Annotated in this window: 29 protein-coding genes and 2 pseudogenes; 14 read left to right on the forward strand and 17 right to left on the reverse strand. The window is 72.8% G+C overall.

The annotated features are described in order from the left end of the window. The first annotated feature begins 653 nt into the window (after positions 1-653). Both Phou_RS05940 and Phou_RS05945 read left to right on the forward strand, forming a co-directional pair. Positions 654-1,457 carry a C39 family peptidase gene (locus Phou_RS05940; protein ID WP_173054253.1) on the forward strand — a complete coding sequence of 268 codons (804 nt, stop codon included), beginning with the start codon at positions 654-656 and terminating at the stop codon, positions 1,455-1,457. A 72-nt stretch (positions 1,458-1,529) separates the two neighbouring features. Further along, entirely contained in the window at positions 1,530-2,678 is a 1,149-nt protein-coding gene (locus Phou_RS05945) for a serpin family protein (protein WP_173054255.1), read from the forward strand. Between the two features lie 2 nt (positions 2,679-2,680). Here Phou_RS05945 and Phou_RS05950 read toward each other — a convergent pair. Further along, positions 2,681-3,042 (reverse strand): annotated as a pseudogene (locus Phou_RS05950) (type II toxin-antitoxin system PemK/MazF family toxin); the annotation flags it as partial. A 130-nt stretch (positions 3,043-3,172) separates the two neighbouring features. Here Phou_RS05950 and Phou_RS05955 point away from each other — a divergent pair. Beyond that, complete coding sequence (locus tag Phou_RS05955) at positions 3,173-3,928, forward strand: DUF427 domain-containing protein (RefSeq protein ID WP_173054257.1); 756 nt, start codon at positions 3,173-3,175, stop codon at positions 3,926-3,928. Here Phou_RS05955 and Phou_RS05960 read toward each other — a convergent pair. After that, entirely contained in the window at positions 3,921-4,508 is a 588-nt protein-coding gene (locus Phou_RS05960; protein WP_173054259.1) for a dioxygenase family protein, read from the reverse strand. The two genes, Phou_RS05955 and Phou_RS05960, sit on opposite strands and share 8 nt — an antisense overlap. A gap of 82 nt (positions 4,509-4,590) precedes the next feature. Between Phou_RS05960 and Phou_RS05965 the strand changes: the two genes are divergently transcribed. Continuing rightward, complete coding sequence (locus tag Phou_RS05965; protein WP_173054261.1) at positions 4,591-5,592, forward strand: NAD(P)H-dependent flavin oxidoreductase; 1,002 nt, start codon at positions 4,591-4,593, stop codon at positions 5,590-5,592. Positions 5,593-5,659: 67 nt separating this feature from the next. Here Phou_RS05965 and Phou_RS05970 read toward each other — a convergent pair whose 3' ends face one another. Together Phou_RS05970 and Phou_RS05975 are read right to left on the reverse strand one after the other, a co-directional pair. Continuing rightward, the gene (locus Phou_RS05970; protein WP_173054263.1) at positions 5,660-6,262 is read right to left on the reverse strand and encodes an FMN reductase; all 603 of its coding nucleotides are present in this window, start codon (positions 6,260-6,262) and stop codon (positions 5,660-5,662) included. Continuing rightward, positions 6,259-7,338 carry an LLM class flavin-dependent oxidoreductase gene (locus Phou_RS05975; RefSeq protein WP_173054265.1) on the reverse strand — a complete coding sequence of 360 codons (1,080 nt, stop codon included), beginning with the start codon at positions 7,336-7,338 and terminating at the stop codon, positions 6,259-6,261. The genes Phou_RS05970 and Phou_RS05975 overlap by 4 nt, the downstream gene beginning before the upstream one ends. Before the next feature lie 225 nt (positions 7,339-7,563). Between Phou_RS05975 and Phou_RS05980 the strand changes: the two genes are divergently transcribed. Beyond that, positions 7,564-8,016, forward strand: coding sequence for an Lrp/AsnC family transcriptional regulator (locus Phou_RS05980; protein WP_173054267.1), 453 nt, complete (start codon positions 7,564-7,566; stop codon positions 8,014-8,016). A 1-nt stretch (position 8,017) separates the two neighbouring features. Here Phou_RS05980 and Phou_RS05985 read toward each other — a convergent pair whose 3' ends face one another. Beyond that, the gene (locus tag Phou_RS05985; protein WP_173054269.1) at positions 8,018-8,650 is read right to left on the reverse strand and encodes a hypothetical protein; all 633 of its coding nucleotides are present in this window, start codon (positions 8,648-8,650) and stop codon (positions 8,018-8,020) included. 417 nt (positions 8,651-9,067) lie between these two features. Continuing rightward, positions 9,068-9,652, reverse strand: a complete 585-nt coding sequence (locus Phou_RS05990) for an RNA polymerase sigma factor (protein ID WP_173054271.1) — start codon at positions 9,650-9,652, stop codon at positions 9,068-9,070. Between the two features lie 260 nt (positions 9,653-9,912). Between Phou_RS05990 and Phou_RS05995 the strand changes: the two genes are divergently transcribed. Together Phou_RS05995 and Phou_RS06000 are read left to right on the forward strand one after the other, a co-directional pair. After that, positions 9,913-10,365 carry a peptidase inhibitor family I36 protein gene (locus tag Phou_RS05995; protein WP_218578780.1) on the forward strand — a complete coding sequence of 151 codons (453 nt, stop codon included), beginning with the start codon at positions 9,913-9,915 and terminating at the stop codon, positions 10,363-10,365. A gap of 227 nt (positions 10,366-10,592) precedes the next feature. Further along, entirely contained in the window at positions 10,593-11,141 is a 549-nt protein-coding gene (locus Phou_RS06000; protein WP_218578783.1) for a DUF3455 domain-containing protein, read from the forward strand. Here Phou_RS06000 and Phou_RS06005 read toward each other — a convergent pair. Together Phou_RS06005 and Phou_RS06010 are read right to left on the reverse strand one after the other, a co-directional pair. Continuing rightward, positions 11,114-11,947, reverse strand: a complete 834-nt coding sequence (locus Phou_RS06005) for a methyltransferase domain-containing protein (RefSeq protein WP_173054275.1) — start codon at positions 11,945-11,947, stop codon at positions 11,114-11,116. The two genes, Phou_RS06000 and Phou_RS06005, sit on opposite strands and share 28 nt — an antisense overlap. Continuing rightward, complete coding sequence (locus Phou_RS06010) at positions 11,856-13,199, reverse strand: multidrug effflux MFS transporter (RefSeq protein WP_173054277.1); 1,344 nt, start codon at positions 13,197-13,199, stop codon at positions 11,856-11,858. Before Phou_RS06010 ends, Phou_RS06005 begins: the two co-directional genes overlap by 92 nt. Before the next feature lie 109 nt (positions 13,200-13,308). Between Phou_RS06010 and Phou_RS06015 the strand changes: the two genes are divergently transcribed. Together Phou_RS06015 and nhaA are read left to right on the forward strand one after the other, a co-directional pair. Then, positions 13,309-13,773: a DUF5709 domain-containing protein gene (locus Phou_RS06015; RefSeq protein WP_173054279.1), complete on the forward strand. Its 465-nt coding sequence runs from the start codon at positions 13,309-13,311 to the stop codon at positions 13,771-13,773. Further along, positions 13,674-15,158 (forward strand): Na+/H+ antiporter NhaA, encoded by a 1,485-nt coding sequence (gene nhaA, locus Phou_RS06020; protein ID WP_281365002.1) that lies wholly within the window; start codon positions 13,674-13,676, stop codon positions 15,156-15,158. Before Phou_RS06015 ends, nhaA begins: the two co-directional genes overlap by 100 nt. Before the next feature lie 1,460 nt (positions 15,159-16,618). Here the strand turns inward: nhaA and Phou_RS06025 are convergent. Further along, the gene (locus Phou_RS06025; RefSeq protein ID WP_218578787.1) at positions 16,619-17,113 is read right to left on the reverse strand and encodes a DsbA family protein; all 495 of its coding nucleotides are present in this window, start codon (positions 17,111-17,113) and stop codon (positions 16,619-16,621) included. A 69-nt stretch (positions 17,114-17,182) separates the two neighbouring features. Between Phou_RS06025 and Phou_RS06030 the strand changes: the two genes are divergently transcribed. From Phou_RS06030 to Phou_RS06040, 3 genes and pseudogenes are all read left to right on the forward strand, one after another. Then, on the forward strand, positions 17,183-17,596 hold the full coding sequence (locus Phou_RS06030; RefSeq protein WP_173054283.1) for a VOC family protein: 414 nt from the start codon (positions 17,183-17,185) through the stop codon (positions 17,594-17,596). After that, positions 17,596-18,141, forward strand: a complete 546-nt coding sequence (locus tag Phou_RS06035; protein WP_173054285.1) for a YdeI/OmpD-associated family protein — start codon at positions 17,596-17,598, stop codon at positions 18,139-18,141. The genes Phou_RS06030 and Phou_RS06035 overlap by 1 nt, the downstream gene beginning before the upstream one ends. 1 nt (position 18,142) lies before the next feature. After that, a pseudogene (locus tag Phou_RS06040) lies at positions 18,143-19,134 on the forward strand (helix-turn-helix transcriptional regulator). Here the strand turns inward: Phou_RS06040 and Phou_RS06045 are convergent. Further along, positions 19,055-19,426 carry a winged helix-turn-helix transcriptional regulator gene (locus Phou_RS06045; protein WP_246273297.1) on the reverse strand — a complete coding sequence of 124 codons (372 nt, stop codon included), beginning with the start codon at positions 19,424-19,426 and terminating at the stop codon, positions 19,055-19,057. The pseudogene Phou_RS06040 and the gene Phou_RS06045 overlap by 80 nt on opposite strands. 88 nt (positions 19,427-19,514) lie before the next feature. Here Phou_RS06045 and Phou_RS06050 point away from each other — a divergent pair, with 88 nt between their 5' ends. Beyond that, positions 19,515-20,591, forward strand: a complete 1,077-nt coding sequence (locus Phou_RS06050; protein ID WP_173054287.1) for an NAD(P)/FAD-dependent oxidoreductase — start codon at positions 19,515-19,517, stop codon at positions 20,589-20,591. Between the two features lie 5 nt (positions 20,592-20,596). On the opposite strand, the gene Phou_RS06055 is transcribed toward Phou_RS06050, so the two are convergent. After that, entirely contained in the window at positions 20,597-21,034 is a 438-nt protein-coding gene (locus tag Phou_RS06055; protein ID WP_173054289.1) for a nuclear transport factor 2 family protein, read from the reverse strand. 90 nt (positions 21,035-21,124) lie between these two features. On the opposite strand from Phou_RS06055, the gene Phou_RS06060 reads away from it, so the two are divergent. Then, entirely contained in the window at positions 21,125-21,697 is a 573-nt protein-coding gene (locus Phou_RS06060; RefSeq protein ID WP_173054291.1) for a TetR/AcrR family transcriptional regulator, read from the forward strand. Positions 21,698-22,311: 614 nt separating this feature from the next. Here Phou_RS06060 and Phou_RS06065 read toward each other — a convergent pair. The 6 genes from Phou_RS06065 to Phou_RS06085 all read right to left on the reverse strand — a co-directional run bounded on the left by Phou_RS06065 (position 22,312) and on the right by Phou_RS06085 (position 26,724). Continuing rightward, a complete protein-coding gene (locus Phou_RS06065) occupies positions 22,312-22,974 on the reverse strand; it encodes a nucleoside/nucleotide kinase family protein (RefSeq protein ID WP_173054293.1) in 663 nt (220 codons plus the stop codon). A gap of 9 nt (positions 22,975-22,983) precedes the next feature. Next, complete coding sequence (locus Phou_RS06070) at positions 22,984-23,676, reverse strand: lysoplasmalogenase family protein (RefSeq protein ID WP_173054295.1); 693 nt, start codon at positions 23,674-23,676, stop codon at positions 22,984-22,986. 30 nt (positions 23,677-23,706) lie between these two features. After that, complete coding sequence (locus Phou_RS06075; protein ID WP_173054297.1) at positions 23,707-24,951, reverse strand: enolase C-terminal domain-like protein; 1,245 nt, start codon at positions 24,949-24,951, stop codon at positions 23,707-23,709. An 81-nt stretch (positions 24,952-25,032) separates the two neighbouring features. Continuing rightward, positions 25,033-25,866 (reverse strand): substrate-binding domain-containing protein, encoded by an 834-nt coding sequence (locus tag Phou_RS06080; RefSeq protein WP_218579101.1) that lies wholly within the window; start codon positions 25,864-25,866, stop codon positions 25,033-25,035. Then, positions 25,845-26,042, reverse strand: a complete 198-nt coding sequence (locus tag Phou_RS50935) for a LacI family DNA-binding transcriptional regulator (protein WP_218578797.1) — start codon at positions 26,040-26,042, stop codon at positions 25,845-25,847. The genes Phou_RS06080 and Phou_RS50935 overlap by 22 nt, the downstream gene beginning before the upstream one ends. A 148-nt stretch (positions 26,043-26,190) precedes the next feature. Further along, the gene (locus Phou_RS06085) at positions 26,191-26,724 is read right to left on the reverse strand and encodes a hypothetical protein (RefSeq protein ID WP_173054299.1); all 534 of its coding nucleotides are present in this window, start codon (positions 26,722-26,724) and stop codon (positions 26,191-26,193) included. Between the last annotated feature and the right edge of the window lies 1 nt (position 26,725).

Genomic DNA, 26,725 nt, shown 5'->3' on the forward strand with positions numbered 1-26,725 from the left:
GGCACAAGGTTTCTCTGGGCCGTCGTCATCGGGTTCTTCGCGTTGGCCATCGCCGCGGCGATTTTGCCACCGTTTGTCGCCATCCTGGGCGCTGTGGTGGCGGTTGCCGGGTTTTGGCACGTGACAAAGAAGCCGGACGGGCCAGTCCAGTGACCTGACCGGCCCCACCGGGTCGGCCTGCCGGGCCGACCGCACCCCGGCCCCGAGGCCACGTCCACATGGCCCGCCAGGCTGGTGTGGGCGGCCCGGTGGGTTCGCATGACGGGCCTGGCGGGCCAGGCACACCGGGTCGCGGGTCCCAGACCCGTGGGCCCGAACGACCCCCGCGTGACGGGCCGACCGGGTGCGCGCGCATGGGGCCTGCGGGCCATGCCGGCAAGTGGCCTGGGACACGTACGTAGCCTGGGAATGGATCGGGTTACCGGCCAGTTGAAATCCCCGGCACGCCGGACCCCACCGCGCGTGCCGCTGCGTATGCGGCTTGTACCAACAGATGCCGCAGCGCACCGCGGCCCTCAGCCAGAGCGGCCCGCGCGAGACATGAGCCGCGCCACAGACGGAAGCGTGTGCTCGCGAGTGGCCCCCGCCCCCGGGGTTGCCGCTCATCCCCAGCAAACGAAAGGGTTCCCCCTGATGAAGCACGTCCTCGATCGATGGATCGCGTCCATCGACAGGAACCGGCTCCAGCGTCCGGCGATGTTCGCCGCTGGGTTGGCACTCGCCGTCGGCACCGTCGGCGGCCCGGCCGCCATTCAGGCCGCGAACACCCCGGCCAGCGCGGCGCCCCCGCCGCCGCTGCCACCGTCGCCGGCAACGGTGACGCGCCCGCGGGCAAGGCGGCGAGCGCCGCCAAGAAGCCCGTCGCCAAGAAGGCGGCGGACACCAAGAAGGCTGACGCCAAGAAGGCTGACGCCAAGAAGGCTGAAACCAAGAAGGTGGCTGCCAAGAAGGCGGCTCAGGTCCGCTTCGGCTACCAGGAGCAGAGCACGTACTACTTCTGCGCCCCGGCCGCGACCCGCATCGCGCTGACCGCGCGCGGGCACGTGGTGAGCCAGTACGACCTGGCCAAGAGCCTGGGCACCACGGAAAACGGCACCAACTCGGCGCACGAGACCACGCGCGTGCTCAACAAGGTGAACGGTACGGACTTCTACCGCACGCGGGAGATCCCCGGCCCGTCCGCCAAGCCCGCGGAGATGGACCGCCTCCAGGCGGACGCGGTGCGTGCCCTGGGCAGCGGCTACCCGATCGTCGCCAACATCAAGGGCACGGCGCTCGACGTGAACGGCAAGGCGCACTCGTACGAGGGTGGGCACTACCTGACCGTCGTGGCGTACCGCGACCAGGGCCGCACGGTCCAGATCGCGGACCCGTTCGACCCGTCGAACGGTGGCACCTACTGGATGAGCACCATCTCGCTCGCCAACTGGATCGCCGAGCGCGGCTACAGCGCCTGACGATCCACAAGGGACAAGCAACAACTGGCCGCGGCCGGCGCGAAGCCGGCCGCGGCCGCATAGTCTGTGGGTATGGCAGCCGTCCCGACCCTCACCGCGGAAGGCGTCGAGCGGGCCACGCCGCCCGACGGCGCGCCGGTCGCCGAGGTGGCCGCCGGCATCACCCGCGCGGGCCACGCGCTCGCCGAGCGGGCGACCACCACAAACTGGGTGTGTTCGCCGCTCTCCCTCGCGTTCGCCTTCGCGATGGCGCGGGCCGGCGCGGGCGGCGAGACGGCCGCGGAGATCGACGGCGTGTTCGGCTTTCCGGAGCATGGCACGCACGAGGCGTTCAACTCGATCACGCGGCAGACGGCCACCGAGCACGTCCACCTGGCCAACGGCCTGTTCACGCAGTTCGACCTGCCGGTCGGCGCCCCGTTCCTGCGTACGCTCGCCACCCACTACGGCACCGGCGTGCACCCGGTCGACTTCGCACGCGACGGCGCCGAGATCGTCAACGCGTGGGTGCACGAGGCCACCGCGGGCCGCATCCCCCGCCTCTTCGACGCCCTCTCGCCCGCCACCCGCCTGGTCATCGCCAACGCGATCCACCTCAAGGCCGAGTGGCGCCACCCGTTCGAGGAGGCGGCCACCACCCACGAGCACTTCGCCGCCGCCGGCGGTCCGGTGCGGGTGCCGATGATGCACCTCACCGCCGACCTCGCCCACGCCGCGGGCGCCGGCTGGCAGGCGGTCGAGCTGCCCTACAAGGGCGCCGACCTCGCCATGCGGATCGTCGTGCCGGCGGACGACCAGGCGCCGGACGCGCTGCTCGCGCCCGACCTGCTGGCCGACGTCGCACGATCACTCGCGCCGGCCTACGTCCGCCTGGCCATGCCGCGGTTCGATTACGGTTCGCACATTGATCTGGTACCGCCGATGAAGGCACTCGGTCTCCGGACGGTCTTCGAGGCCGGGGCCGACCTGACCGGCATCCACCCCGGGCTCCGCGTCGACGGCGCCGTGCAGCGAGCCACGATCACCGTGGACGAGTGGGGCACGGAGGCGGCCGCCGCCACGGGGCTGATGTCGCTCACCTCGATGCGCCAGCCGCCGACGATCACGGTCAGCGCGGATCTCCCGTTCGCCTTCGTGATCGTGCACCCACCCACCGGCGTGCCCCTCTTCGCCGGCATCGTCGGCGACCCGAGCGACACGGCGGGCGGCCGCTCCGGCTGAGGTCACCCCCAGCCGTAGCCGGTGCGCAGCTCCTGCGCCACCGCCTCGAAGCGCACGCGGTCGAGCACCGCGCCCTCGCGGCGGATGCCGTCCTCGTCGACGGTGAGCACCCGGTCGAGCCGCACCCAGCTGGGACGGTGCTCGCGGTCCCACGCCCCGGGGCCCAGCGCGTACCAGTGGCGCTGCCCGTCCCGGTCGGCGTTGCTGGAGAGCATCAGCCCCAGCAGCGTGCGCCCGTCCCGCCCCACCACCAGCACGGGGCGGTCCTTGCCCCGCCGCGGGTCGTCCTCGTACGCCACCCAGGTCCACACGATTTCCCCGGGTCGGCGTCACCGTCCAAGTTGGGGGCGTACACGAGCGTGCGGCCGGAAATGCTGACCGCCGCCGGGCGGCGCGGGCGCTTGCGGAGCTTGGCCGCGACGCTCTTGAGGAGGTTGCTCACGGCGAGCACCATATCCGGAATTCGATCTCGATCGGGTGAGTTGGTTGACAACATGACTACTTCTACGGCTTCCACCGCCGCCCGCGGCCGGGTACGCGTGGAGCAGGGCGCCAAGCGGGTCCGCGTGGTCTTCAACGGCCAGGTGATCGCCGACACGACCAAGCCGGCCTACGTGTGGGAGAGCCCCTACTACCCCACCTACTACCTGCCGCTGGCCGACGTGCGGGAGGGCGTGCTCGAGCCCACCGGCCGTACCAAACATTCCCCCAGCCGCGGTGACGGCCAGCTCTACACCGTGCGTGTCGGTGACCGCGAAGCCGTCGACGCCGCCGCGCGCCACGAGGACTCGCCGATCGACGAGTTGCGCGGCATGGTCCGCTTCGACTGGGACGCGATGGACGAGTGGCTGGAGGAGGACGAGCCGGTCTACGTGCACGTGCGCAGCCCGTACACGCGCGTGGACATCCTGGCCAGCTCCCGCCACGTGCGCGTCGAGGTGGACGGCGTGACCGTGGCCGAGTCGACCCGGCCGCACGTGCTCTTCGAGACCGGGCTGCCGCCCCGCTACTACCTGCCGATGACCGACGTGCGCCTCGACCTGCTCCAGCCCAGCGACACCGAGTCGCACTGCCCGTACAAGGGCAAGGCGACGTACTGGTCCGTCCGCGCGGGCGACACGGTCCGCGACGACATCGTGTGGACCTACCGCACGCCGCTCCCCGAGAGCCAGAAGGTGGCCGGCCTGCTCTCCTTCTGGACCGGCAAGCCCGGCGTCACCGTCTACGTCGACGGCGAGCCCGTCAGCTAGCCAGCACCACCACCGCTTCGCCTCGCCATCCGGCACTGTCGTGACTGAGCGGGACCACCACCGGCCCGTCCGTGGGCATGACCGTGGCGGGTGGCGAGCCGAAGCCGAAGACCATCGTCACCTCGTACCGCAGGTCGCGGTGGTCGATCCGCACGTGGATGTGCGCCGCCGGCGCGTTCGGCTCGGGGTACTGCGCCGGCCGGATCGTCTCCAGCCGAAACCGTCCACTGTGGTCCGACGTGCCGAGCGCCTCGTAGAAACAGCAGTCGTCCCCGCCCTTCGGCCCGTACAGCCCGCGCGCGTCGGTGTGCCAGATCCGCAGCGCCGCCCCCGCGGCCGGCGCGCACGCCTCGCCGAGCACTAGCGCGTCGACGACCAGCGCCTCACCTGCCGCGGTGGCTTTCGGCTTCCCCTCGGACGGCCCCGGCCTGAGCGTCGCCGCCGCGTCCGCCCGTCCCGCCGCGACCCGCGCACACCCCGCTGTGCTGGCGCTGGGACTCGGACTCGCGTCGGGCCTGGGCGCGCCCCCGTCACAGCCGGCCACCACCAGGCCCGCCGCCAGCACACCCACGGCCCACATCCGCACACCCGTGACGAGCCCCGAGCCGGCCACGGCGTTCCCGGCGCCCGTACACAGGCGCCACACCGGGCAGAATGGGGTGATGACCTGGCGGGACACGCCGCTGGCGCGGCGGCTCGGGCTGCGGGTGCCGATCATCCAGGCGCCCATGGCCGGTGGCATATCCACGCCGCGCCTCGCGGCCGCCGTCGCCGGTGCGGGCGGGCTTGGCTCGATCGCCGGCGCCATGCTCGGACCCGACGCGATCCGCGCGGCCGTCGCCGAGGCGCGCGCGGGCGGTGGCGGGCCGCTCGCGGTCAACCTCTTCGCGCCGCTTCCCCGCCCCACCGCCGACCGGGTCGCGGAGTGGGCGGCCCTCACCGGCGTCGCCCCGCCGGCCCGCTTTCCCAGCCCGCCGGACTTCGCGGAGCAGCTCGCCGCCGTGGTGGGTACGGGCGTGCCGGTGTTCAGTTTCACGTTCGGCATCCCGCCGCTGGACGGCGTGGAGGCGTTCACGATCGGCACGGCGACCACCGTCGAGGAGGCGGTCGCGCTGGAGCGGGCCGGCGTGGACGCCGTGGTGGCGCAGGGCTTCGAGGCGGGCGGGCACCGCGGCACGTTCCTGGCGCCGGTGGAGCGGTCGCTGGTCGGCACGCTCGCCCTCGTGCCGCAGGTGGTCGACGCCGTCTCAGTGCCGGTCATCGCGTCCGGCGGGATCATGGACGGCCGCGGAGTGGCGGCGGCGCTGCGGCTGGGCGCCCAGGCGGTACAGCTCGGCACCTGCTTCATCCGCTGCACCGAGTCCGGGGCGAGCGACGCGCACAAGCGGGCGCTGGCCGGGGCGGAGACGGCCGTCACGAAGGTGCTGACCGGGCGCCACGCGCGGGCCGTGCGCACCCCGCTGGTCGACCGGCTGGAGGCGTCCGGGCTGGAGCCGCCGGACTACCCGCTGCCCCGTTCGCTCAGCCCCGAGCCGCCGATGCTCGCCGGCCAGGGCGCGCGGTTCGCCCGGGAGCTGCCGGCCGCCGAGCTGATGGCCGCGCTGGAGGAAGAGACGTCCGCCGGCTTTTGGAAGGTGGCTGTGCCGGACCACCGCGGAGGGTGAGGCCGCGGGAGCAACGGTCCGGACCACCGCGGACATCGCGGTAGCCCGGATCCGTCTTTGAATTGGTCTAGGTGGAGCCGCCGAGCAGCTCCGAAAACGGCGTCGGCTCGTCGAAGGGGTCGACCACGACGGGCGGCTCGCGCCGCTCGATCTCGACCGCAAGCTCCGCGGCCGCGCGCTCGATGCGGGCGGCGAGCGGGCCCTGCGCGGTGGCGCCGCCCCAGTCCTCCGGCGCGGCGAACACCGGCGTCGGCACCACCACCGCGCGCAGGTGGGCGAAGAGCGGACGCATCGCGTGCTCCAGCGCCAGCGAGTGGCGTGCGGTGCCGCCGGTCGCGGCGATCAGCACCGGCTTGTCCACCAGCGTCTCCTCGGGCAGGACGTCCACGAAGGACTTGAACAGGCCGCTGTACGACGCGTTGAAGATCGGTGTGACCGCGATCAGGCCGTCGGCGCGGGCGACCGCGTCGAGTACCCGCTCCAGCTCGGGCGCGGGAAAGCCGGTCAGCATGTGGTTGGTCAGGTCGTGCGCGTGGTCGCGGAGGTCGACCGGCACGGCGTCCGCGTCCAGCCGGCGGCGGGTGGCCGCCGCCAGCTGGTCGGCGAGCAGCCGCGTGGAGGACGGCTGGCTCAGGCCCGCGGAGATCACGACCAGGGAGCGCCGGCTCATGCCTCCACCTTCGCGGCCTTGAGCGACTCGTGGGTCGGCGCGTCCGGCACGTGCGCGGGGCGGAGGGCGGCCATCTCCCGGCGCAGTACCGGCACGACCTCCTCGCCCAGCATGTCCATCTGCTCCAGCACGGTCTTGAGCGGCAGTCCCGCGTGGTCCATCAGAAACAGCTGCCGCTGGTAGTCGCCGAAGTGCTCGCGGAACGTCATCGTCCGGTCGATCACCTGCTGCGGGCTGCCCACGGTCAGCGGCGTCTGCTCGGTGAACTCCTCCAGCGACGGGCCGTGCCCGTACACCGGGGCGTTGTCGAAGTAGGGCCGGAACTCGCGGACCGCGTCCTGCGAGTTGCGCCGCATGAACACCTGGCCGCCGAGGCCCACGATCGCCTGGTCGGCGGCGCCGTGGCCGTAGTGCTCGAAACGGCGGCGGTACAGCTCGATCATGCGCTTGGTGTGCTCGACCGGCCAGAAGATGTTGTTGTGGAAGAAGCCGTCACCGTAGTACGCGGCCTGCTCGGCGATCTGCGGGCTGCGGATCGAGCCGTGCCACACGAACGGGGGTACCCCGTCGAGGGGGCGGGGCGTCGCGGTGAAGGACTGGAGCGGCGTGCGGTACTTGCCCTCCCAGTCGACGACGTCCTCGCGCCACAGGCGGTGCAGCAACGCGTAGTTTTCGACCGCGAGCGCGATGCCGTCGCGGATGTCCTTGCCAAACCACGGGTACACCGGGCCGGTGTTGCCGCGCCCCATCATCAGGTCGACGCGGCCGTCGGCGAGATGCTGGAGGTACGCGAAGTCCTCAGCGATCTTCACCGGGTCGTTCGTGGTGATGAGCGTGGTCGCCGTGGAGAGGATCAGGCGCTCGGTACGCGCCGCGATGTACCCGAGAAAGGTGGTCGGCGACGACGGGACGAAAGGCGGGTTGTGGTGCTCGCCGGTCGCGAAGACGTCCAGGCCCACCTCCTCGGCCTTGAGCGCGATCGTCACCATCGCCTTGATCCGCTCGTGCTCCGTCGGAACGGTGCCGTCTGTCGGGTCGGGCGTGACGTCGCCGACGGAGAAGATCCCGAACTGCATGTCACCCATCCTGCCTCTAGTCCTGCTTTCGTTCAACTTTGAACTAGATGCCGGGGGTCAGTATTCCTTCCCTCCGCGCCAGGGTTTCCCGCCGCGCGCGCCACTAACGCCGAGCCGGCCGTGGTGAGGCAGGTCACGCACACGCCGCCCGGCCCGCCGACCAGGAGGGCCGGGCGCGCGGTGCTTGATCGGCTTTGGCCGGCAAATGTCGAATAGAATTCGGCTGTGGACGAGGTTGATCGTGCGATCGTCAAGCACCTCCAGCAGGACGCCCGGCAGACCAACCGAGAGCTCGCCCGCAAGCTCGGCATAGCGCCGTCCACCTGCCTGGAGCGGGTGCGGGCCCTGCGCGAGCGGGGAGTGATCACCGGCTACCACGCCGAGATCAGCCTCGCCGCGCTCAACCGCCACGTGCAGGCCCTGCTACACGTCCAGATCAGGCCGCTGAGCCGGGCGGTCATCCAGGACTTCAAGGCCTTCGTGGCGGAGCAGCCCGAGGTGATCTCGGTGTTCGTCGTCTCCGGCGGCGACGACCTGATCGTTCACGTGGCGGTGCCGAGCGTCGACGGGCTGCACGCCTTCCTGATGGACCGGCTCAGCAAGCGCCGCGAGATCGTCGGCTTCCGCAGCTCGGTGATCTTCCAGCACGCGCACAACCAGGTGATCGACCCGCTGTGAATCACGGGATGGCGCCGGCGGCCTCGGTGCGCCCGGAGTTGAGGTAGAGCACGTACGCCACGAGGGCGGGCGCGCGCGACGGCGAGGTGGCCGCGCCGACAAGCTCGACCCGCTCGTAGCTCAGCAGCCGTCCGGCGCCCGGGTCGAAGATGGCCACGTCGCGGGTGGCTCCGCCGTCGCTGTCGACGCTGACCGCGACGCCAGGGCGCCCGCTGCGGTCCACGACCGTCCCCCGGTAGTCGACGCCGTCGGTGTCGGCGAGCACCTGGAGGGCGGCCGCGCGCTGGGCCGGGTCCAGGTGGTGGGTGCGGTAGAGGTCGGCCACCGCGCGCAGCATCCCGCGCGGGCCCTCGCTGAGCGGATGCCGGTCGGCGAGCTGGAACGCGAGGACTGGGGCCTGTACGGACGGCGCGTCAACCACGACGGACACCTTCCCTGGCTCGTAGGTGGTGGTAGTGATGTCCGAAGTGGACACTCCCGGCGCGGCGGGCACCGGGACGGGGGGCGGCTGCGGCAACGCGGTGGTGTCCCGCCGGCCGGACCGGTCGGCGGCCCACCAGAGCCGCTCGTCACGGGAGATCGGGTGGGCCCCCCGGCTCCGCCCGGCCGCCCATGTCTGCACGTGCACGTACATGTAGTCGCCCTCCCCGCCTCCTCCGGCGCGCCTGCCGCCGCCTTCGCGAGGGCCGCGAGGTGGGGGCGCGCCGCGGGCGGGTCCGCCGCCGTCGACAGGGCCAGAGGCGTGGGGGTACCGGCGGGAGCGCTCGCCGGTGCCGTCGCCGGCGCCTCCTCGGGGGCGCCACCGGAGGCCACCAGCCCGGCGCCGGCGGCTGCCAGCACGGCGACCGCCACGACCGTGCCGCCGGCCAGTGCGGGGAGGGCCCAGATGCGGGTCTTCGCGACCGGGCGGGCGACGTGGCGGGCCTCGACGCGGGCGCGCAGCTCGGCCGAGGTCGCGCGGGCGGCGGCACCGGGAGATCACGGACGGGGTTGGCACCCAGGACGACCTGGCGCACCACCTCGTCGACGTGCTCCTCCTCGATGTGTCCCATCACTTTCCCTTCCGGGCGCCGGCGGGTGCCAGCGCTCCGGCCCTGCCCACCGGCAGGGCAGCACCCGCTGGAAGATCGCTGTCCATTTCCTCGATGACCTTGCGCAGGCGGCCGCGCGCCCGCTGCACGCGCTTGCGGGCCGCCGCCGGCTGGATGCTCAACACCGCCGCGATCTGCTCGTCGCTCATCTCGTGCAGGTAGCGCAGCTGCAGCAGCTCGCGGTCGTCGTCGCTGATCGCCCGCCACGCGGGCGCGAAGTCGTACCGGCGCTCCCAGGCGCGCAGGCCACCGTCGTGCGGCGGGCTCGGCTCCCCCAGCCTGACCAGCGCACGCAGCAGTCGCGCGCGGAGCCGCTGCCGGTTGTAGACGTGGTTGCGTGCGGTCACGTAAAGCCAGGGCCACGGGTCGTCACCCAGGGTCTCCCGCTTCTCCCACGCCGTCATGAACGTCTCCTGCGCAACCTCCTCCGCCTCGTCTCGCTGCTGATATCCAAAGAACGACGCCGCCACCTTCATCACCGGCTGCCGGTAACGCCGGTAGAGGTCGTCGTGCCACGCTTCGTCGTGCACCCTTTCGGTGCCCACTGTGGACTCCTTGATGGACAGCCTGCATAGCCCCCCGCTGCCGATCATCCACTTGGTACATGTCGCCAAGCGCCTTCGCGTGACCCACCATTTCGCAATTCCCCGGCGCGGGTGGCCCCGGAGCGCCTGTGCCTTTGCCCATTTGGCGACAACAGTCTGGCATTGACGGTAATCTCACGCTTACCTTGGGTGACATGTTGCTCTCTGCATTTGCACGAGCACGACTAGTAGCGGCACTGCTGACCGCTGCCACCACCACCGTGGCGATCGTCGCCACCGCCGCGCCCGCCCGCGCGGCCGACGTCCAAGCCAAGGTCGACGCCTACATGAAGGCCCATCCGGGCGGCGTCCAGGTCGGTGCGGCCGACATCGCGTACAGCGGCGGGACGTTCGTCGTCACCGTCGTGCGCACCAACGCCCTCACCGCCGCCACGCCCGACTGCCCCTCCGGCTGGTACTGCTTCTACGACGGCACCAACTACACGTACCCGCGCGGCAAGCTCAGCGACTGCGGCGCTCAGGACCTGGGCACGTGGGGGTGGCGCAACCGCACGGCCTCGGTGCACTACCGCAGCGCGACCGGCTCGGTGACGTTCATCAACGAGACCGGCGCCACGGACACGGCGCTGTTCACGGCGAGCACCACCCGCCGCACCATCCCGGACGTCGCGCCGTACCGCGACATGGCCGACTACGTCTACCGCACCTGCTGACGCCGCCCTGTCGGGCCAGCAGGGTCGTCCGCAGCGCGTCCAGCGGTCGGTAGGGCGCCTGCGGGCGACCCCGTGTGCGAGCTTTCGGCGGTCACGGCGCGCCCAGGGCGGGCGCGGCCCGGCCGAGACCATCCAGAGACCGCACCACTCTTTTAAGGGACAACTAATGGTGTTCACGCGGTGACCGCTCATAGGCTCCCCTCGAACGAATCTGGGGGGAGACGATCGTGCGAAGGTCCACAATGGGGCGTGCCCTCGGGTGCGCGGCCCTGCTCGCCACCGCGCTCATCGCGGGCTCCAGCTCCAGCGCCGCCGCCGTGCCCGCGCTCAAGCCGGCGCCACCGGCGCTCGCGCCGCCGGCCGGGCACGTGCTCACCGCGGTCTTCGCCGCGCGGGGCGTGCAGGTCTACCAGTGCGCGGCGGGTGCGTGGGCGTTCGTCGAGCCGGCGGCCACGTTGAGCGGGGTGTCGTGGCGGCCGCGCGGACACCATGACGTGATCCACTTCCGGGGGCCGAGCTGGGAGTCCACGGAGGACGGTTCGCTGGTCGAGGCCCGCGCGGTGGCCAACTCACCGGTGCCGGGGGCGATCCCCGAGCTGCTGCTGCAGTCCACCCGCAACCGCGGCGACGGGGTCTTCGGGCGTACGGCGTACATCCAGCGCCTGGCCACACAGGGCGGCGTCGCACCGGCCGGCGCCTGCGTGGACGGCGCGACGACCGGCGTGCCCTACCGCGCGGAGTACCGCTTCTACTCGCCGGTGTCCTCGGGGTCGTAGCCGCGCGCGGCGACGGCGAGCCAGGTCTGGAAGGGAAACGCGATCCCGTCGTCGTCCGTGTACGGCGCGAGCGTGCGCTCCAGCTCCGCCGTCATCTCCGCGTGCCGGGCCTCGTCGATCCCGCTCACCGGCTCGGCCAGCGGCGTGCTCGCCACCTCGCGGCGCAGAAACTCGCGCGCCGACGGAAAGCGCACGTCGACGATGCCGATCCGCACCCGCACCGCGCGAAACCCGGCCGCGGTGAGCAGGCGGTGCAGGTCGGCGCGGTCCGGGCCGGCGAAGGGCTCGCGCAGGATCATGCCGGCGTCCGTGCCGACGTAGCGGTCGAGGACGTCGACCACCGCCACGAACGCGGGGTTGACCTCGATGCCTCGCCACACCGCGAGCGCCACGCGCCCCTCGGGCGCGAGCACCCGCCGCATCTCGTGCAGCGCCGCCGGGCGGTCGGTCACGAACTGCAGCCCCTGCTGGCAGGTGACCAGGTCGACGCTCCCGTCCGCCGCCGGGAGCGAGGTCGCGTCCGCCTGCCGCCACTCCACCGCCGCCGGGCCGGCCGCCGACGCCGCGGCGAGCATGCCCTCGTTCACATCGGTACCGGTGACCTTGCCCTCCGGTCCGACCCGCTCGGCGGCCAGGCGGGCGACGATGCCGGTGCCGGTGGCGACGTCGAGCACCCGCTCGCCCGGCTTGACCGCGGCCAACTCCAGCAGCTGCTCAGCGCACCCGCTGAAGAACGCGGGCACCAGGTACTTCTCGTACGCGCTCGCCGGGCCTTCCCCGGCGACCTGCCATCGTGGACCGCCCATGAAGCCGCACCCTACCCCTGGCCGGCGGTCGGTGGGCGGCCACAGGTACCGCCGCGGTGTCGATGACCGCGAGGCGGGCCGGGCGTACCACCGCGAGCAGCACGGCGGTCGCCGCCAGCATGCCGGCGAGCACCACCACCGCCATCGCCACCCGGCCGTTGCCGAGCACGCCGACCATCGGTGCGGCCACCGCGCCGACGCCGAACTGGATCGCGCCGAGCAGCGCGGCCGCCGTGCCCGCCGCCTCGCCGTGCCGGCTCATCGCCAGCGCGGGCGCGTTGGGCAGCGCGAGGCCGGCGGCCGCGAGCACGAGCCACAGCGACGCGAGGAGCGTGGCGAGCCCGCCGAAGCCGGTACTGGCGAACACGAGCAGCACCGCGCCGCCGGCCGTGCCGATGGCGAGCGCCGTGGTGAGGATCGCCTGCGGGGTGTAGCGGCGCAGCAGCCGCACGTTCAGCTGGCTGGCTCCGATCAGGCCGACCGCGCCGGCGCCGAACGCGAACGCGAACTCCTGCTCGCTCAGCCCGTACTCGTCCTGCATGACGAAGGACGTGCCGGCCACGTACGCGAACAGGGCCGCCATGCTCAGCCCCGCGACAAGGACCAGCCCCACGAACGTGCGGTCCTTCGAGAGCTGGCCGTAGCCGCGCATCGTGGCGCGCACACCGGCCGGGCGGCGCCGCTCGGGCGGGAGCGTCTCCGGCAGCCGCAGCGCGGCCACGCCGAGCAGCACCAGGCCGACCGCGGCCAGCGCGACGAACACGCCCCGCCACTCGGTCCAGCGCAGCACCGCCCCGCCGAGTGTGGGCGCGAGGATCGGCGCCGCGCCCATCACGAGCATCAGGCGGGACAGCAGGCTGGCGAAGGCGGTACCGGTGAAGAGGTCGCGCACGACGGCGAGCGCCACCACCGACGAGGCCGCGACGCCGAGGCCCTGTAGCACCCGGAGGGCGCCGAGCACGGCGATGTTCGGCGCGATGACGCACAGCACCGAGGCGACCACGTGCAGCGCGAGGCCGGCGATGAGGGGGCCGCGGCGGCCGTACGCGTCGGAGAGCGGCCCGATCACAAGCTGGCCGAGCGCCAGGCCGATGAGCGTGCCGGTCAGCGTGAGCTGTACCGCGGTGTCGGTCGTCTCCAGACCGGCGGTGATCGAGGGCAGGGCCGGGAGGTACATGTCGATGGTCAGGGGGCCGATAGCGATCAGCGAGCCGAGTACGAGCACCAACCGCAGCCGGTCCCGCCGGCTCATGAGTTCACCGTTGATCACACCTGCGACCAACCGCCCCAGCCGCGACGCATTCCCGCACAGTCCCGAGGTGCGCCAGCTCACACGCCCCCACCGACCTAGGCTGTGGACCATGACGCAGGACGACTCGCGCGACGACATCCGGCAGGGCGACGAGATCGAGGACGACGGCGTACTCGACACGTCCGACACCCTCGACGACGACCGGGTGGACGACCCCCTGGACACCGGCATCGCCCCCGCCGACCGGTGGAGCGGCGCAGACCGGTACGGCACGACCGCGGCCGAGGAGCGGGCGGGTGAGTCGCTGGAGCAGTACCTCGCGCAGGAGGTGCCGGACATCGACCCGTACGCCGAGGCCGCCGATGTCGACGAGGACGAGCTGACCCGCCGCGGCTACGAGCGGGAGCCGCGCGCCGGCCGGCTGGTCGCCGACGACGAGGGCTTCGGCGAGGACGAGGAGCCCGACTCGGTCGGGTGGGACCGCGGCATCGACGGCGGCGGCGCGAGCGCGGAGGAGGCCGCGATCCACGTGGTCGACGACCCCAACGGCCCTGGCGACGGGCCGCTGCGCTGACCACGGCCTCGCTGCCACCACGGCCCGGCCCCCGGCCACGGGTCAGGATCCCCGTCCCGCACGTCTCCCAGCCGCTGCAGCGCTTCCTGGCCACCGAGGCGGGCGGCGCGATGCTGCTGCTCGTCGCCGCGGTGGCGGCCCTCGTCTGGGCCAACCTGCCGGGCGGCAGCTACGAGGACTTCTGGCACACCGAGGCGTCGATCCGGGTCGGCGACGCCTCGCTCTCGCTCGACCTGCGGCACTGGGTCAACGACGGCGCGATGGCGCTCTTCTTCCTCGCCGTCGGGTTGGAGATCAGCCGGGAGGTCACGGTCGGCGAGCTGCGCAACCCGCGCGCCGTCTTCGTACCCGTGCTGGGCGCCATCGGCGGCCTCGCCCTGCCCGCGGTGATCTACCTGGCCTTCAACCCCTCGGGCCCGGCCGCGCACGGCTGGGGCGTGCCGGTCTCGACGGACACCGCGTTCGTCGTCGGCATCCTCGCCCTCTTCGGCCCGCGCTGCCCCGACCAGCTGCGGCTCTTCCTGCTCACCCTGGCCATCGCCGACGACATCGGCGCGATCACCATCATGGCCGTCTTCTACACCGACGGCGTATCGGTGGTCGCGCTCGTGCTGGCCGCCATGTTCGTCGCGGTGCTCATCGCGCTGCGCTGGGTCGGCGTGTGGCAGCTGCGCCTCTACGTGGTGGCCGGCATCGGGCTGTGGCTCGCCGTCTTCGCCTCGGGGGTGCACGCCACGCTCGCCGGGGTACTCCTCGGCCTGCTCGTGCCGGCCACACCTGTCGACCCGCGGCAGCGCGAGTGGCTGCGCTTCTACGGCCGCGCGGTCATCGAACGCGCCGACGCCGCCCGCGCCCGCCTGGCCGTGCTGGCGACCCGCGCGACCGTGCCGGCCAACGACCGCCTGCAGGACGCGCTGCACCCGATCAGCGCGTACGCGGTGGTGCCGGTCTTCGGCCTGGCCAACGCCGGCGTGCGGCTGGACGCGGAGACCCTGCGCGGCGCCGCGACCTCACCGGTCACGATCGGCATCGTCGTGGCCCTGCTGGCCGGCAAGACGATCGGCATCAGCGCCGGCAGCGCGCTGGCCCTCCGCACCCGCCTCGGCGACCTGCCCGGCCAGGTCCGCTACGGCCACCTCATCGGCGGCGGCCTGCTGGCCGGCATCGGCTTCACGATCTCGCTGTTCATCACCGACCTGGCCTTCGAGGACGAGACGCTGCGCGACCAGGCGAAGATCGGCGTGCTGGCGGGCTCGCTGCTGGCCGCCGTCCTGGGCTCGCTGGCCCTGCGCTACCTCGGCGAACGCCTCCCGCTGTGCACCATCGACGACTCCGGCGGCCCACCACCCCTGCCCGCCGGCGCCTGGCGCGACCCCACCCTCTAGCCGCGCCGTCCCCCGCCGCCTCCCGCAGTGGTTACGCGGCGTTGATCAGCGGTAAAAGGTCCGGCCACCCTTCAAAGATCCAACCCAAAAAACCAGACGCGAGCTACCGCGATGCCCGTCGTGGTCCGGACCGCTGCTCCCGCGGCCTCACCCTCCGCGTCCGGCCAGCCCACCCCAGCAGCCGCGCCCCACAGATCTAGGCAACTTACGGCTGCCATGGCGCACCTCGGTTTTTCGGAGTTGGGATTGCTTGCCGTGCGACAGCTTCCGGTGTCTCCCCAGCTCACGGTGTCCGTGCCGCAGCGGCCGCCTTAACGGGGCAAGGCATTGACCAGGCAAAGATGCAAGATCCACCGGTCCGATCTTCCCCCACCCGTGCTTCTGTAGATCTTCGGGCGGGAGTGCGCGAGTCCGCCGTCGTCGCGGTCTGTGACTGTCGATCAGGCGCCGGCGGTGTGAGCTTCGAAATCTTGGTGAGTTAGCGCGCCATTTCGACGCCAACTTGCCAAGATCTGCCGGAGCAGCCTCCTGGGTTGAGCTGGGCGACCACGGAGGGTGAGGCGGCAACCGCGGGCACAGCTGCGGCTCACAGCTAAATCGAGTCGGACTCTAAGAAGGCTCACCCCGACCGCGAGAGGACTCCAGACGACGAAAACTCCGAAAGTCGAGGCGCACCAACCCACCGAGATCTCGACTGTGATGCCGCTTATGACCGACAGGTGGTCGCTGACGGTAACCGCGCGATCCTGGGGATGGACTCGCCTGCCCCCGGGAGCTCTCTAGCCAGGCCCGCACGCGCACTCCGACGCTGGGCGCATTGCTGCGCCCAACTCCAGAGCCTCCCGCAGCCACACCCCACGCCAGACCGTGCGCGCCGGTTAGGCCAGGCACCCGCGGAGGGGTGAGGCCGCGAAAAAGCGCGGTTCCGGGCCCGAGGGCTGTCGCGCCACGCATGCCTCGATCGGCGAAACGGCCCGGCCGTCCGTGGCGAAAAGACCCAAACCGCCCGCCCTGCTCAAGCCAAGCGGCAAGGCGTCACGCCCCGCAACGCCGCCAGCAGCCACGCCCGTAGGCGCCCCCGACGGTGGGCGCATTGCTGCGCCCAGCTCCAGAGCCTCCCGCAGCCACACCCCACTCCGGACCGTGCACGCCAGTTCGGCCGGGTCACCCCGCACGGGCCTTGATCGGCGGAACACCCTGGCTTTCCATAGCGCGAAAGACCCGAGCCGCCCGCCCTACATCAAGCCCCAGCGACAACGGCGTCAGCGCCCGCGGCCAACAAACGACCGGCTCCCGCGCAGCGCACCTCACCTGGGATCGGGCACGGCAGTCGGCCGGACCACCCGCGGAGGGTGAGGCCGCGGGAGCAACGGTCTGGACCACGGCGGACATCGCGGTAGCCCAAAGCTCTTTGAACCGCGCCCTTCAGGGACGAAAGCCCCCGCGAGCGACGGACGGGCTCAGCGGTGCAGGCCCAGGGCGCTGCGGAGCGCGTTGAGCTCGACCCGTCCCTGGTAGAGGCGGCCGTTGATGAAGAGCGTCGGCGTGCCGCGCACCCCGTCGGCGATACCGGCGTTGTAGTCGGCCTCCACCGCCTCGCGTTGGGCCTGCGCGGCGTCGCCGGTCACCTCGCCCTCGACGCCGGCCGCCTGCGCGTAGCCGGCCAGGTCGGCGTCGGTCAGCTTGTCCTGGTGGGCGAAGAGCAGGTCGTGCATCGCCCAGAACCGGTCGCCGGACGCCTCGGCGGCCAGCGCGGCGGTGAGCGCGAACGGGTGCTTGGCGAAGACCGGGAAGTGCCGGAAGACCAGCCGCACCGCGCCGTCCGAGCCGTCGACAAGCTTGCGCAGGACGGGCTTGGCGGCGCCGCAGTACGGGCACTCGAAGTCGCCGTACTCGAGGATGGTGGTGGGTGCGTCGGGCGCGCCGTACACGTGTCGGTCGAGATCGACTGTCACACCACCCAGCGTAGACATTGTCGGGGTTGAGGAACCGCACGTTCCGCAAGGGCCGATACCGTGATCGTCATGAGCCTTCGCGGATTTGCCACCCTCAACTTCTGGGCCGACGACCTCGCCGCCGCCGCGGACTGGTACACGGAGTTTCTCGGCGTCGCGCCGTACTTCAACCGGCCCGGGCCGGACGGCCGCCCGGTGTACGTCGAGTTTCGGCTCGGCGACCACCAGGCCGAGCTGGGCATCATCGACCGGCGGTACGCGCCGCCCGGAGCCAAGGGTGAGCCGGGTGGCGCGATCATGTACTGGCACGTCGACGACCTGGCCGCCACCGTGGAGCGGCTGATCGCGCTCGGCGCCACGGAGTACGAGCCGATCACCCCGCGCGGCGACAGCGGCTTCGTGACCGCCTCGGTGGTCGACCCGTTCGGCAACGTGCTCGGCGTCATGCGCAACCCGCACTACCTGCAAGTGCTGGCCGCCTGATGGAGGTGCTCGATTTTCCCGACGCCGCCGCGTGGGACGCCTGGCTGGCGCGGGAGCACGCGACAAGCGCCGAGGCGTGGCTGCGCATCGCCAAGAAGGGCAAGGGCCTCACCTCGATCGCCATCGCCGACGCGCTCGACGTGGCGCTGTGCTGGGGCTGGATCGACGGGCAGCGGCGCTCGCTGGACGAGGTGTCGTTCCTGCAGCGGTACTGCCCGCGCCGAGCGCGCAGCAGCTGGTCCCAGGTGAACGTCGCCAAGGTCGCCGCCCTCACCGCCGCCGGGCGGATGCGGCCACCCGGGATCGCCGAGGTGGAGGCGGCCAGGGCGGACGGGCGCTGGGAGGCGGCGTACGAGCCGCAGCGCACCGCCGAGGTCCCACCCGATCTCGCGGCCGCGCTGGCCGGCGATCCGGAGGCGGCGGCCGCGTTCGAGCGACTCAGCCGCTCCGACCGGTACTGGATCATCCTCCAGCTCCTCAAGACCCGCACGCCGGAGGGGCGCGCCAAAAACGTGGCCCGCACCGTCGAGCGGCTCAAGGCCTAGCGTGCTGGAGACCTCGGTACGGCTGCTGCGCCTCATGGCCCTGCTCCAGTCCCGGCGCGACTGGTCCGGCGCCGACCTCGCCGAGCGGCTCGGCGTCACCACGCGCACGGTGCGCAACGACGTCGAGCGGCTGCGCATCCTCGGGTACCGGATCGACTCCAGCACCGGCACCACCGGCGGCTACCGCCTCGGCGCGGGGCGGGCGCTGCCGCCGCTGGTGCTCGACGACGACGAGGCGGTGGCGGTCGCGGTGGGGCTGCGCGCCGCGGCCGCCGGCTCGGTCACCGGCATCGAGGACCCGTCACTGCGCGCGCTCACCAAGCTGGAACAGACGCTGCCGCCCCGCCTCCGCGGCCGCCTCGACGCCTTCCGCGCGGCGACGGTCTCGGCCTCGCGCGGCGGCCCCACGGTCGACGCCGAGATCCTGACCACCATCGCCGGCACGGTCCGCGACCAGCTGCGACTCCGCTTCGACTACATCGGACGAGGGGTACCGGCTCCGTGCGCCGCGTCGAGCCGCACCGCCTTGTCTACACGGGCCGGCGCTGGTACCTGCTGGCCTGGGACCTGGACCGCGACGACTGGCGGACCTTCCGCGCGGACCGCATCCAACCGCTGCCGCCGGCCGGCCCCCGGTTCACCCCGCGCGAGCCGCCGGGCGGTGACGCGGCCGCACACGTGCTGCGTGGCGTGGGCCAGCGGGCGTGGCGGCACCAGGCCCGCATCCGCTTCCACGCGCCCCTCGCCACCCTGGCCGAGCTGATCGAGCCGGAAGGCGGCATCCTGACGCCGGACGGCGACGACGCGTGCGTACTGGAGACCGGCACCGATTCGCTGCGCGACCTGGTGACCTATCTGACCAGGACAGACGTCGCCTTCACCGTGCTCGACCCGCCCGAGCTGCGCGAGGTGCTCAGCGAGCTGGCGCGGCGCTACCTGTCGGCGGCAGGTGCGCCTCCGCCCACTCCGCGAGCTGGTGGAGAGCCGGCATGAGCGCCTCACCCCGCTCGGTCAGCGCGTAGGAGACGGAGACCGGCGGCCCGGGGTCGACGGTGCGGGAGATCAGGCCGCTCTCGGTCAGCTCGCCCAGCCGGTCGGAGAGCACCGAGTCGCTCACTCCCCCGATCGCGCGGGCCAGCTCGCGGAAGCCGGCCGGCCCCGGGCGCAGGCTGCCCAGCACCACACCTGTCCAGCGCTTGCCGAGCAGCGTGAACGCCCGCGCCAACGCCTCGTCGCCCCGCTCACAGGCGGCGGCGTCGACGTGTTGCGCGGATCTCACTGCCACCGGTCCATACTAGCGACTTCGTTGGTGCTAGCTTTTTCGAAGTGACTATGCCATCCGGCGTAGCATCTCGATGACAAGTGGAGTCCCCATGAGCCCCAGCGTGGTTGTCCTCGGCGGCGGGTACGGCGGTTACAAGGTCGCCAAGGCCCTCGACGGCGTCGCCGACGTGACGCTCGTCGACCCGTCCGACGCGTTCCTGCACAACGTCGCGTCCTGGCGCGCGCTGGTCGAGCCGCAGTGGCTGGACCGCATCTTCTTCCCGTACGACCGGCTCCTGCGGCACGGCCGCTTCCTGCGCGACCGGGCCGTCGAGGTCGACGGGCGCCAGGTCACGCTCGCCTCCGGCACCCGCCTGGAGCCCGACTACCTCGTGCTGGCCACCGGCTCGCACTACCCGTCGCCGGCCAAGTGGGGCGAGGCGGACGCGGCGACCGCCAAGGCCGGCTTCCTGGCTGCCCACGATGCGCTGCGCGGCGCCGAGCGGGTGCTCGTCGTCGGCGCCGGCCCGGCCGGGCTTGAGCTGGCCGGCGAGGTCAAGAGCGCGTTCCCGGGCAAGCGGGTGATCGTCGCGGACCGGGCGGCGGACGTGCTGCCCGGCCCGTTCGACCAGGACCTGCGCGAGGAGCTGCGGCGCCAGCTCGACAAGCTCGGCGTCGAGCTCGTGCTGGGCAGCCCGTTGCGCGGGCTGCCGGCGGTCGACGCGGGCATCGCCGCGCCCGTCTCGGTGACGACCGAGGCCGGCGAGGAGCTGAGCGCGGACATCTGGTTCCGCTGCTTCGGCGTGGTGCCGGAGACCGGGTACCTGCGCGGCGCGCTCGCCGAAGCCCGCGACGAGGCTGGCTACCTGCGGGTGGACGACCAGCTACGGGTACGCGGCCAGGAGCGGGTCTTCGCCATCGGCGACATCTCGGACGCCGAGCGAAACATGGCGGGCATGGCCGGCATCCAGGCCGCCTTCCTGTCCGCCAACCTGAAGGCGCTCATCACCGGCGAGGGTGAGCCGGGCCGGTACCAGATCAACCCGCCGATGATCGCGGTGCCGCTGGGCCCCGAGGGCGGCGCCGGCCAGCTACCCGGCGTCGAGGGCGTCGCCGGCGCCGAGCTCGTCTCGAACGTCAAGGGCCGCGCGATGCTCGTCGAGCTGCACACGGACAGCTTCGCCTGAGCCGGTCAGCGCGCCGCCAGGCTGCTGAGCAGCTCCGGCAGCCGCCCCCGGGCGCGAGCGCTGGCGACGTGGTCGATGTAGTCGCGCGACTCGACGATCTCCCCGTCGCGCACCCGCAGCACGAACACGCACGGCACGGCGGCCGGCTCACCCGTCCCGGCCGCCGTGCTCCGGTACTCGAACTCGGCCACGATCACCTCGGGATCGGCCGTCTCGTGGACCCTGATGTTGACCGGCCGCCGGTCGAACGACGCCGTCGAGCCGGCCGCGAAGTGCTCCCGCACCTCGTCGCGGCTGCGCAGCGCCGGCGCACCGAGCGGGTGGAAGGGGTGGGTGACGTGGGTGCGCTCCGCGTACAGCTCGGGCAGCTCGTCCCACCGCCCCTCGCACACGCCGTGCACGAGCCGGAGGAAGACCTCACGCGGGCCGGGTGACGTGGTCATGAGAACCTCACTGGTGGACGCGGCGGTTATCCGAAGTCGATACTCCGACTATACGGAGTGGTGACTTCGGCAGTCAACGGAAGGCGGGACGTGGACGGTTCGCTTCGGCGGCGGGCACCGCGCGCGGACGCACAGGTCAACCGCACCCGCATCCTCGACGTGGCCGAGGACGTCTTCGGCGCCGGCGGCGAGGCCGCGTCGACCGAGGAGGTGGCGCGGCTGGCGGGCGTGGGCATCGCCACGGTCTTCCGCCACTTCCCGACGAAGGCCGCGCTGCTGGAGGCGGTGCTGGTCCGCCGCTTCACCCGCCTGCGCGAGCGCGCCGAGTCCCTGCGCGACGCCGAGGACCCGGGCCGCGCGTTCTTCGACTTCTTCGGCGCCCTGGTGGACGACGCCGCCACGAAGATCGCGATCGGCGACGCCCTGCTCGACGCCGGCGGCGACCGCGAGTCGGTGTCCGAGGCCGCGCAGGGCCTGCGCCGCGCGGTCGGCACCCTGCTCGACCGGGCCCAGCGCGCCGGCGCGGTCCGCGACGACGTCGAGCTGCCCGAGGTGTACGCCCTGCTCGTCGGCACCTCCCGCGCCGCCGCACACGCCGCCCTGGACGACGAGGTACGCGCCCGCGTGCTCGCCATCGTCTTCGACGGCCTCGCCCCCGCCTAGCGACCGTCCACGACCACTCTTCGCGGTCAGGGTGAGCCCTTTTTGGGAACCTTCAATCCGAACGAGATGTGAGCTACCGCGACGCCCGCGGTGGTCCGGACCGTCGCGCGGGGCCCCCGGGGAAACGTGGAGCGCAGCGGAGCGTTTTCTTGGGGTGCTTTCCCGCGGCCTCACCGTCCGCGGTCGCCAGGCTCAACCCCATGGGCGCGCTCCTTATCGACAGTCACGCACCGATGCGGCACGCTCCAGCAGATCTTGGCAAGTTAGCGTCGAAATAACGCGCAAACTCACCAAGATTTCGAAGCTCACACCGCCCGCGCCTGATCGACAGTCACAGACCGCGACGACGGTGCCGAACTGCGGGCGGACTCGCGCACTCCCGTCTCGAAAGATCTGCAGACCAGGATCTGCGGGAGCGGGGTGAGCTGGGCTACCGCGGAGGGTGAGGCCGCGGGAAAGCACCCCAAGAAAACGCTCCGCTGCGCTCCACGTTTCCCCGGGGGCCCCGCGCGACGGTCCGGACCACCGCGGGCGTCGCGGTAGCTCGCGTCTCCTTGGGGTTGAATTCACTGAAGGCCGCGGAGGTGCCACCCACCCCGGCCCCGAAATGGTCTCTAGCCCTGGTGCCGGGACGGGCTGGCTTCCAGGAGCGTCATGTCGACGAGCAGGTCCGCGCGGCCGCGGGTGGCGGCGACGAGCGCCGCGTTGGGGTCGTCCACTGTGGAGACCCAGCTTGCCGCCTCGTCCGGGAGCTTGCCGAAGTGGACGTGGCGGGCGATCAGGCGTTCGCGGCGGGTGGGCTCGTCCAGCTCGACGAACCAGGTCTCGGTCAGCTCGGCGCGCACGTCCGGCCAGGGCGTGGCGTCGGCCAGCAGGTAGTTGCCCTCGGTGACCACGATGCGCGCGTCCGGGTCGACGCCGATCGCGCCGGCGATCGGCTGCTCCAGGTCGCGCGCGAAGCCCGGCGCCCACACCGTGCGCCGGCGGTCGGTGCGCAGGCGGCGTAGCAGGGCCAGGTAGCCGTCGCCGTCGAAGGTGTCGATCGCGCCCTTGCGCGCGCGCCGGCCGAGGCGTTCCAGCGCCACGTCGGCCAGGTGGAAGCCGTCCATCGGGACGAGCGCTGCCGCCACGCCCGCCGCGGCCAGGCCACCCACCAGGAGCTCGGCCAGCGTGGACTTGCCGGCCGCGGGGCAACCGGCGATGCCCAGGATCGCGCGCTCGCCACCGGGGCGGGCGCCGGCGAGGGCCGCGGCGCGGGCCACCAGGTCGTCGAGCACGACGCTACGTTACGCGGCCACCAGGACGGCCGGACGAGACGCCGGCGGCGCGGGCTGGCGTGCGGTGCGGGCGGCCCAGCCGGCGACGATCATGGCCTGGCCGAGCAGGTACGTGGCCATCACCAGTGCGGCGCGTCCCGGCACACCGGCGGCCCCGGCCAGGCCGACGCCGATCAGCGTGTCCGACACGAGAAGCAGGCCACCGCCGACGCCGACCCGCCGGCCCCACGCGGTCGAGGTGGCCGCCATCAGGGCCATCAGCGCGGCGTACCCGGCCATCGGCCAGGCCACCCCCTGCGCGTGCAGGCCCGGCCACAGCCAGGCGAGCGCGCCGGTGGCGGCGGCACCGTACCCGGCGAGGTAGAGCCACCGGCGACGGCGGCGGAAGGCGCCGGTGCGGATGAACTCGGCGGCGTAGATGCCGTACGCCACGGCGAAGAAGAGCATCCCGACGATCAGCGCGACCGTGCCACCCAGCTCGAGCGTCACGTCGCCGGCCCACGCGAACGCGAGCGACAGCAGCAGCCGCCGGTCGACCCGGGCACCGCGCTCCCGGTGTGCGGCCACCGCGTACAGGGCGAGCAGCGGCATCAACAACGGCTTGGTGAGGTCGTCGACAAGGTCGTTGTGCACGGCCGCGCCGGCCACGTGGACGGCGCCGGCCGCCGCGTAGAGCACCGCCGCGTGCCGGGAACGGAACATCACCACACTATGACAGCCGCGCGCCTGTGATCATGGTGCTTCGATCGCACCGTCCGGGCGGCGTACCCGCGCGGCCCACCGCTCGTGGCCGTACCGCTTCGGCGGATGCTTGGCGGCCTGCGCCTCGTCGAGGTCGATCCCCCAGCCGGGCGCGGCCGGCGGCTCGATGTACCCGTCGCGCGGCCGCGGCGTACCCGGGAAGACCTCGTGCACGACGTCCGGGTACACGTGGCCTTCCTGGATCCCGAACGCGGGGCTTGTCACGTCCAGCGCGAGGTTGGCGGCGAGCCCGATCGGCGACACGTCGGCCGGACCGTGCCACGCCGTCTGTACCCCGGTCAGCTCGCACAGTGCGGTCAGCTTGCGCGCCGGCGTGAGGCCGCCGACCGCGGACACGTGCAGCCGCAACAGGTCCACCCCGCCGCCGGTGACCAGGCGGGCCGACTCGGCGACCGAGCCGAGCTGCTCCCCCGCCGCGATCGGCACCGGCGACGCCGCGCGCACCTCGGGCAGCCGGTCGTAGTGCTCGGGCGCCACCGGGTCCTCGACGAAGAAGAGGCGGTACGGCTCCAGCGCGCGGCACAGCGCAATGGCCTGCTTCGGCGTGAGCCGGCTGTGCACGTCGTGCAGCAGCGACACCTCGGTGCCCAGCTCCTGCCTGGCGGTCGCGAAGAGCTCGGGCGTGACCGCCAGGTACCGCTGGACGTCCCAACCGTCGGGGTACGGCGCGCGCGGGTAGCCGCCGGGCGTGCCGGGTGCGCCGTACGTGCCGAGGCCGGGTCCGCCGGTCTGCAGCCGGATGTACCGGTAGCCCTGGTCGATCAGCGACCGCGCGTGCGCGATCGTCTCCTCGACGGTGGCGCCGGCCGCGTGCAGGTAGAGCGGCACCGCACCGCGCACGCGGCCGCCGAGCAGCTCGTACACCGGGACGCCGAGCCGCTTGCCGAGGATGTCCCACAGCGCCATGTCCAGGCCGGAGAGCGCGTTGTTGAGCACCGGCCCGTTCCGCCAGTACCCGGACAGGTGCACCATCCGCGTGATGTCCTCGATGTCGCCCGGATGCCGGCCCACGACAAGCTCGGCGAGGTGCTCGACGGCGGCGGCCACGGCGTCGAAGCGCTGGGTGAAGGTGGCGCAGCCCAGCCCGTACAGGCCGGGCTCGCTGGTGTCGACCCGCACGACGACGAGCGTCACGTCGGGCGCGGTCACGATCGGCCGGACGCCGGTGATGCGCAGGCCGTCACGCGGCGCCCACGGCGGGAGGAAGTCACCCATGTCGGCTCTCCAAAGGTGCAGGTCAGCGTGATGCAAATCGTTAAGAATCTACCCGCCGCGCCGACGAAGTCAAGGTCGTTTCTACGCCGACTGGCGGCGCACCAGGCGGGCCGGGATGATCACCTCGGTGGACGGCCCGGTGACCGTGCCGGAGATCCGCTCCAGCAGCAGGCGCGCGCAGGCCCGGCCGATCTCGCGGGCCGGGTTGGCCATCGTGGTGAGCTGGGGCGTGACAAGGCTGGCCGCCTCGATGTCGTCGAAGCCCATGACCGCCAGGTCCTCCGGCACCCGCAGGCCGCGCTCCCGGGCCGCGTCGACAGCGCCGATCGCCATCATGTCGTTGGCGCACATCACGGCGTCGGGCGGCTCGGGCAGCTCCAGCAGCCGCCCCACGCCCGCGGCGCCGCCCGCCCGGCTGAACTCGGTGTGCGAGATCAGCCGCGGGTCGACCTCCACCCCGGCCTCGGCCAGCGCGGCGCGGTAGCCCGCCACCCGCTCGGCCGCCGGCCCTTCCGCGGCCGGACCGCAGACGAAGGCGATCCGCCGGAAGCCGCCGCGCAGCAGGTACCGCGCGGCGTCCGCGGCACTGCCCTCGTCGTCGCTGTGCACGAGGTCGACGCCGGGCTGCGCCTGCCGGCCGCCGAGCCGCACGATCGGGATGCCGGCGTCGATGACCGGGCGCAGGTCGTCGGCGTGCGTGTGGAACACCGCGAACGCGATGCCGTCCACCTGCCGCGAAATCATCTTGTCCAGCGCGAGCCGCTCAAGCTCGCGCTCGCCGTTGGTGTTGGTGACGATCTCGTCGTAGCCGGCCGGCCCGAGCACGTCCTGCAGCCCGCGCGCCAGCACCGGGTAGAACGGGTTGGTGATGTCCGGGATGACGAGGCCGATCGTCAGGCTCCGCCCGGCGCGCAGCCCCGCGCGACGACGTTGGGCCGGTAGCCCAACTCCTCGATCGCGTCGAGCACGCGCCGGCGCGTGGCCTCGGAGACCGGACGCCTTCCGTTGAGCGCGTGCGAGACGGTCGTCGCGCTGACCCCGGCCAGCGCCGCGACCTGGCCGATCCGTGGCCGGCCGCCGCGAGACGCCACCTGCGCCCCCTCTCCCGGCGGGGTCGTCGGCCTGTCCCGGCCGCCCCGCTGAGCGGGATGCTACTCCTTCACCCCCAGCAACCCCACGGTGGTTGATCAGGGACCTTGTGGACGAACACGCCGCACGCCACGCCCACCAACTTCCCGATCAACGCGCAGAGGCGGTGGGCGTGCGTTGGCGGGAGAACAGGACCAGCGCGATGAGGAGGCCGAGGAGCACGGCCCCACCGGCCACCCACCAGCGCCACGCGCCGCCGCTGGCGTCCTGCGACGGGTCGGCCTCCGGCGGCGGGGCCGTTTGTGCCACCCGGGCCTCGACGGTCACCTCGGCCTTGCCGGGGTTGGGTTCGGGCGAGGTCACCGTGATCGTCCACTTGCCGGGGGTCAGGACGGCGCCGGTCGTGTAGAAGCCCTGGCCCTCGTTGGACGGGTTGAGCTGGACCGGGCCGACCTTGCGCCCGCCATCGGCGGTGGCGTTGAGCACCAGGCGCAGCACCTGGTCGTCGACCGGGTGACCGTCCTTTTTGTACGTCGCGCGCACCGTGACGCCACTCGCGCCGTCGCCGGCAGCGTCCAGCACCAGCGGGCCGCCGTGCGCGGCCGCCGGCGCCGCGGGCCAGAGCGCCAGCAGGGGTACCACCGCGAGTGCGGCCAGGATCCTGCCCACAAGCCGTCGTGCCATG

Source organism: Phytohabitans houttuyneae (assembly GCF_011764425.1).
In the GTDB taxonomy this organism is placed as follows: Bacteria; Actinomycetota; Actinomycetes; order Mycobacteriales; family Micromonosporaceae; genus Phytohabitans; species Phytohabitans houttuyneae.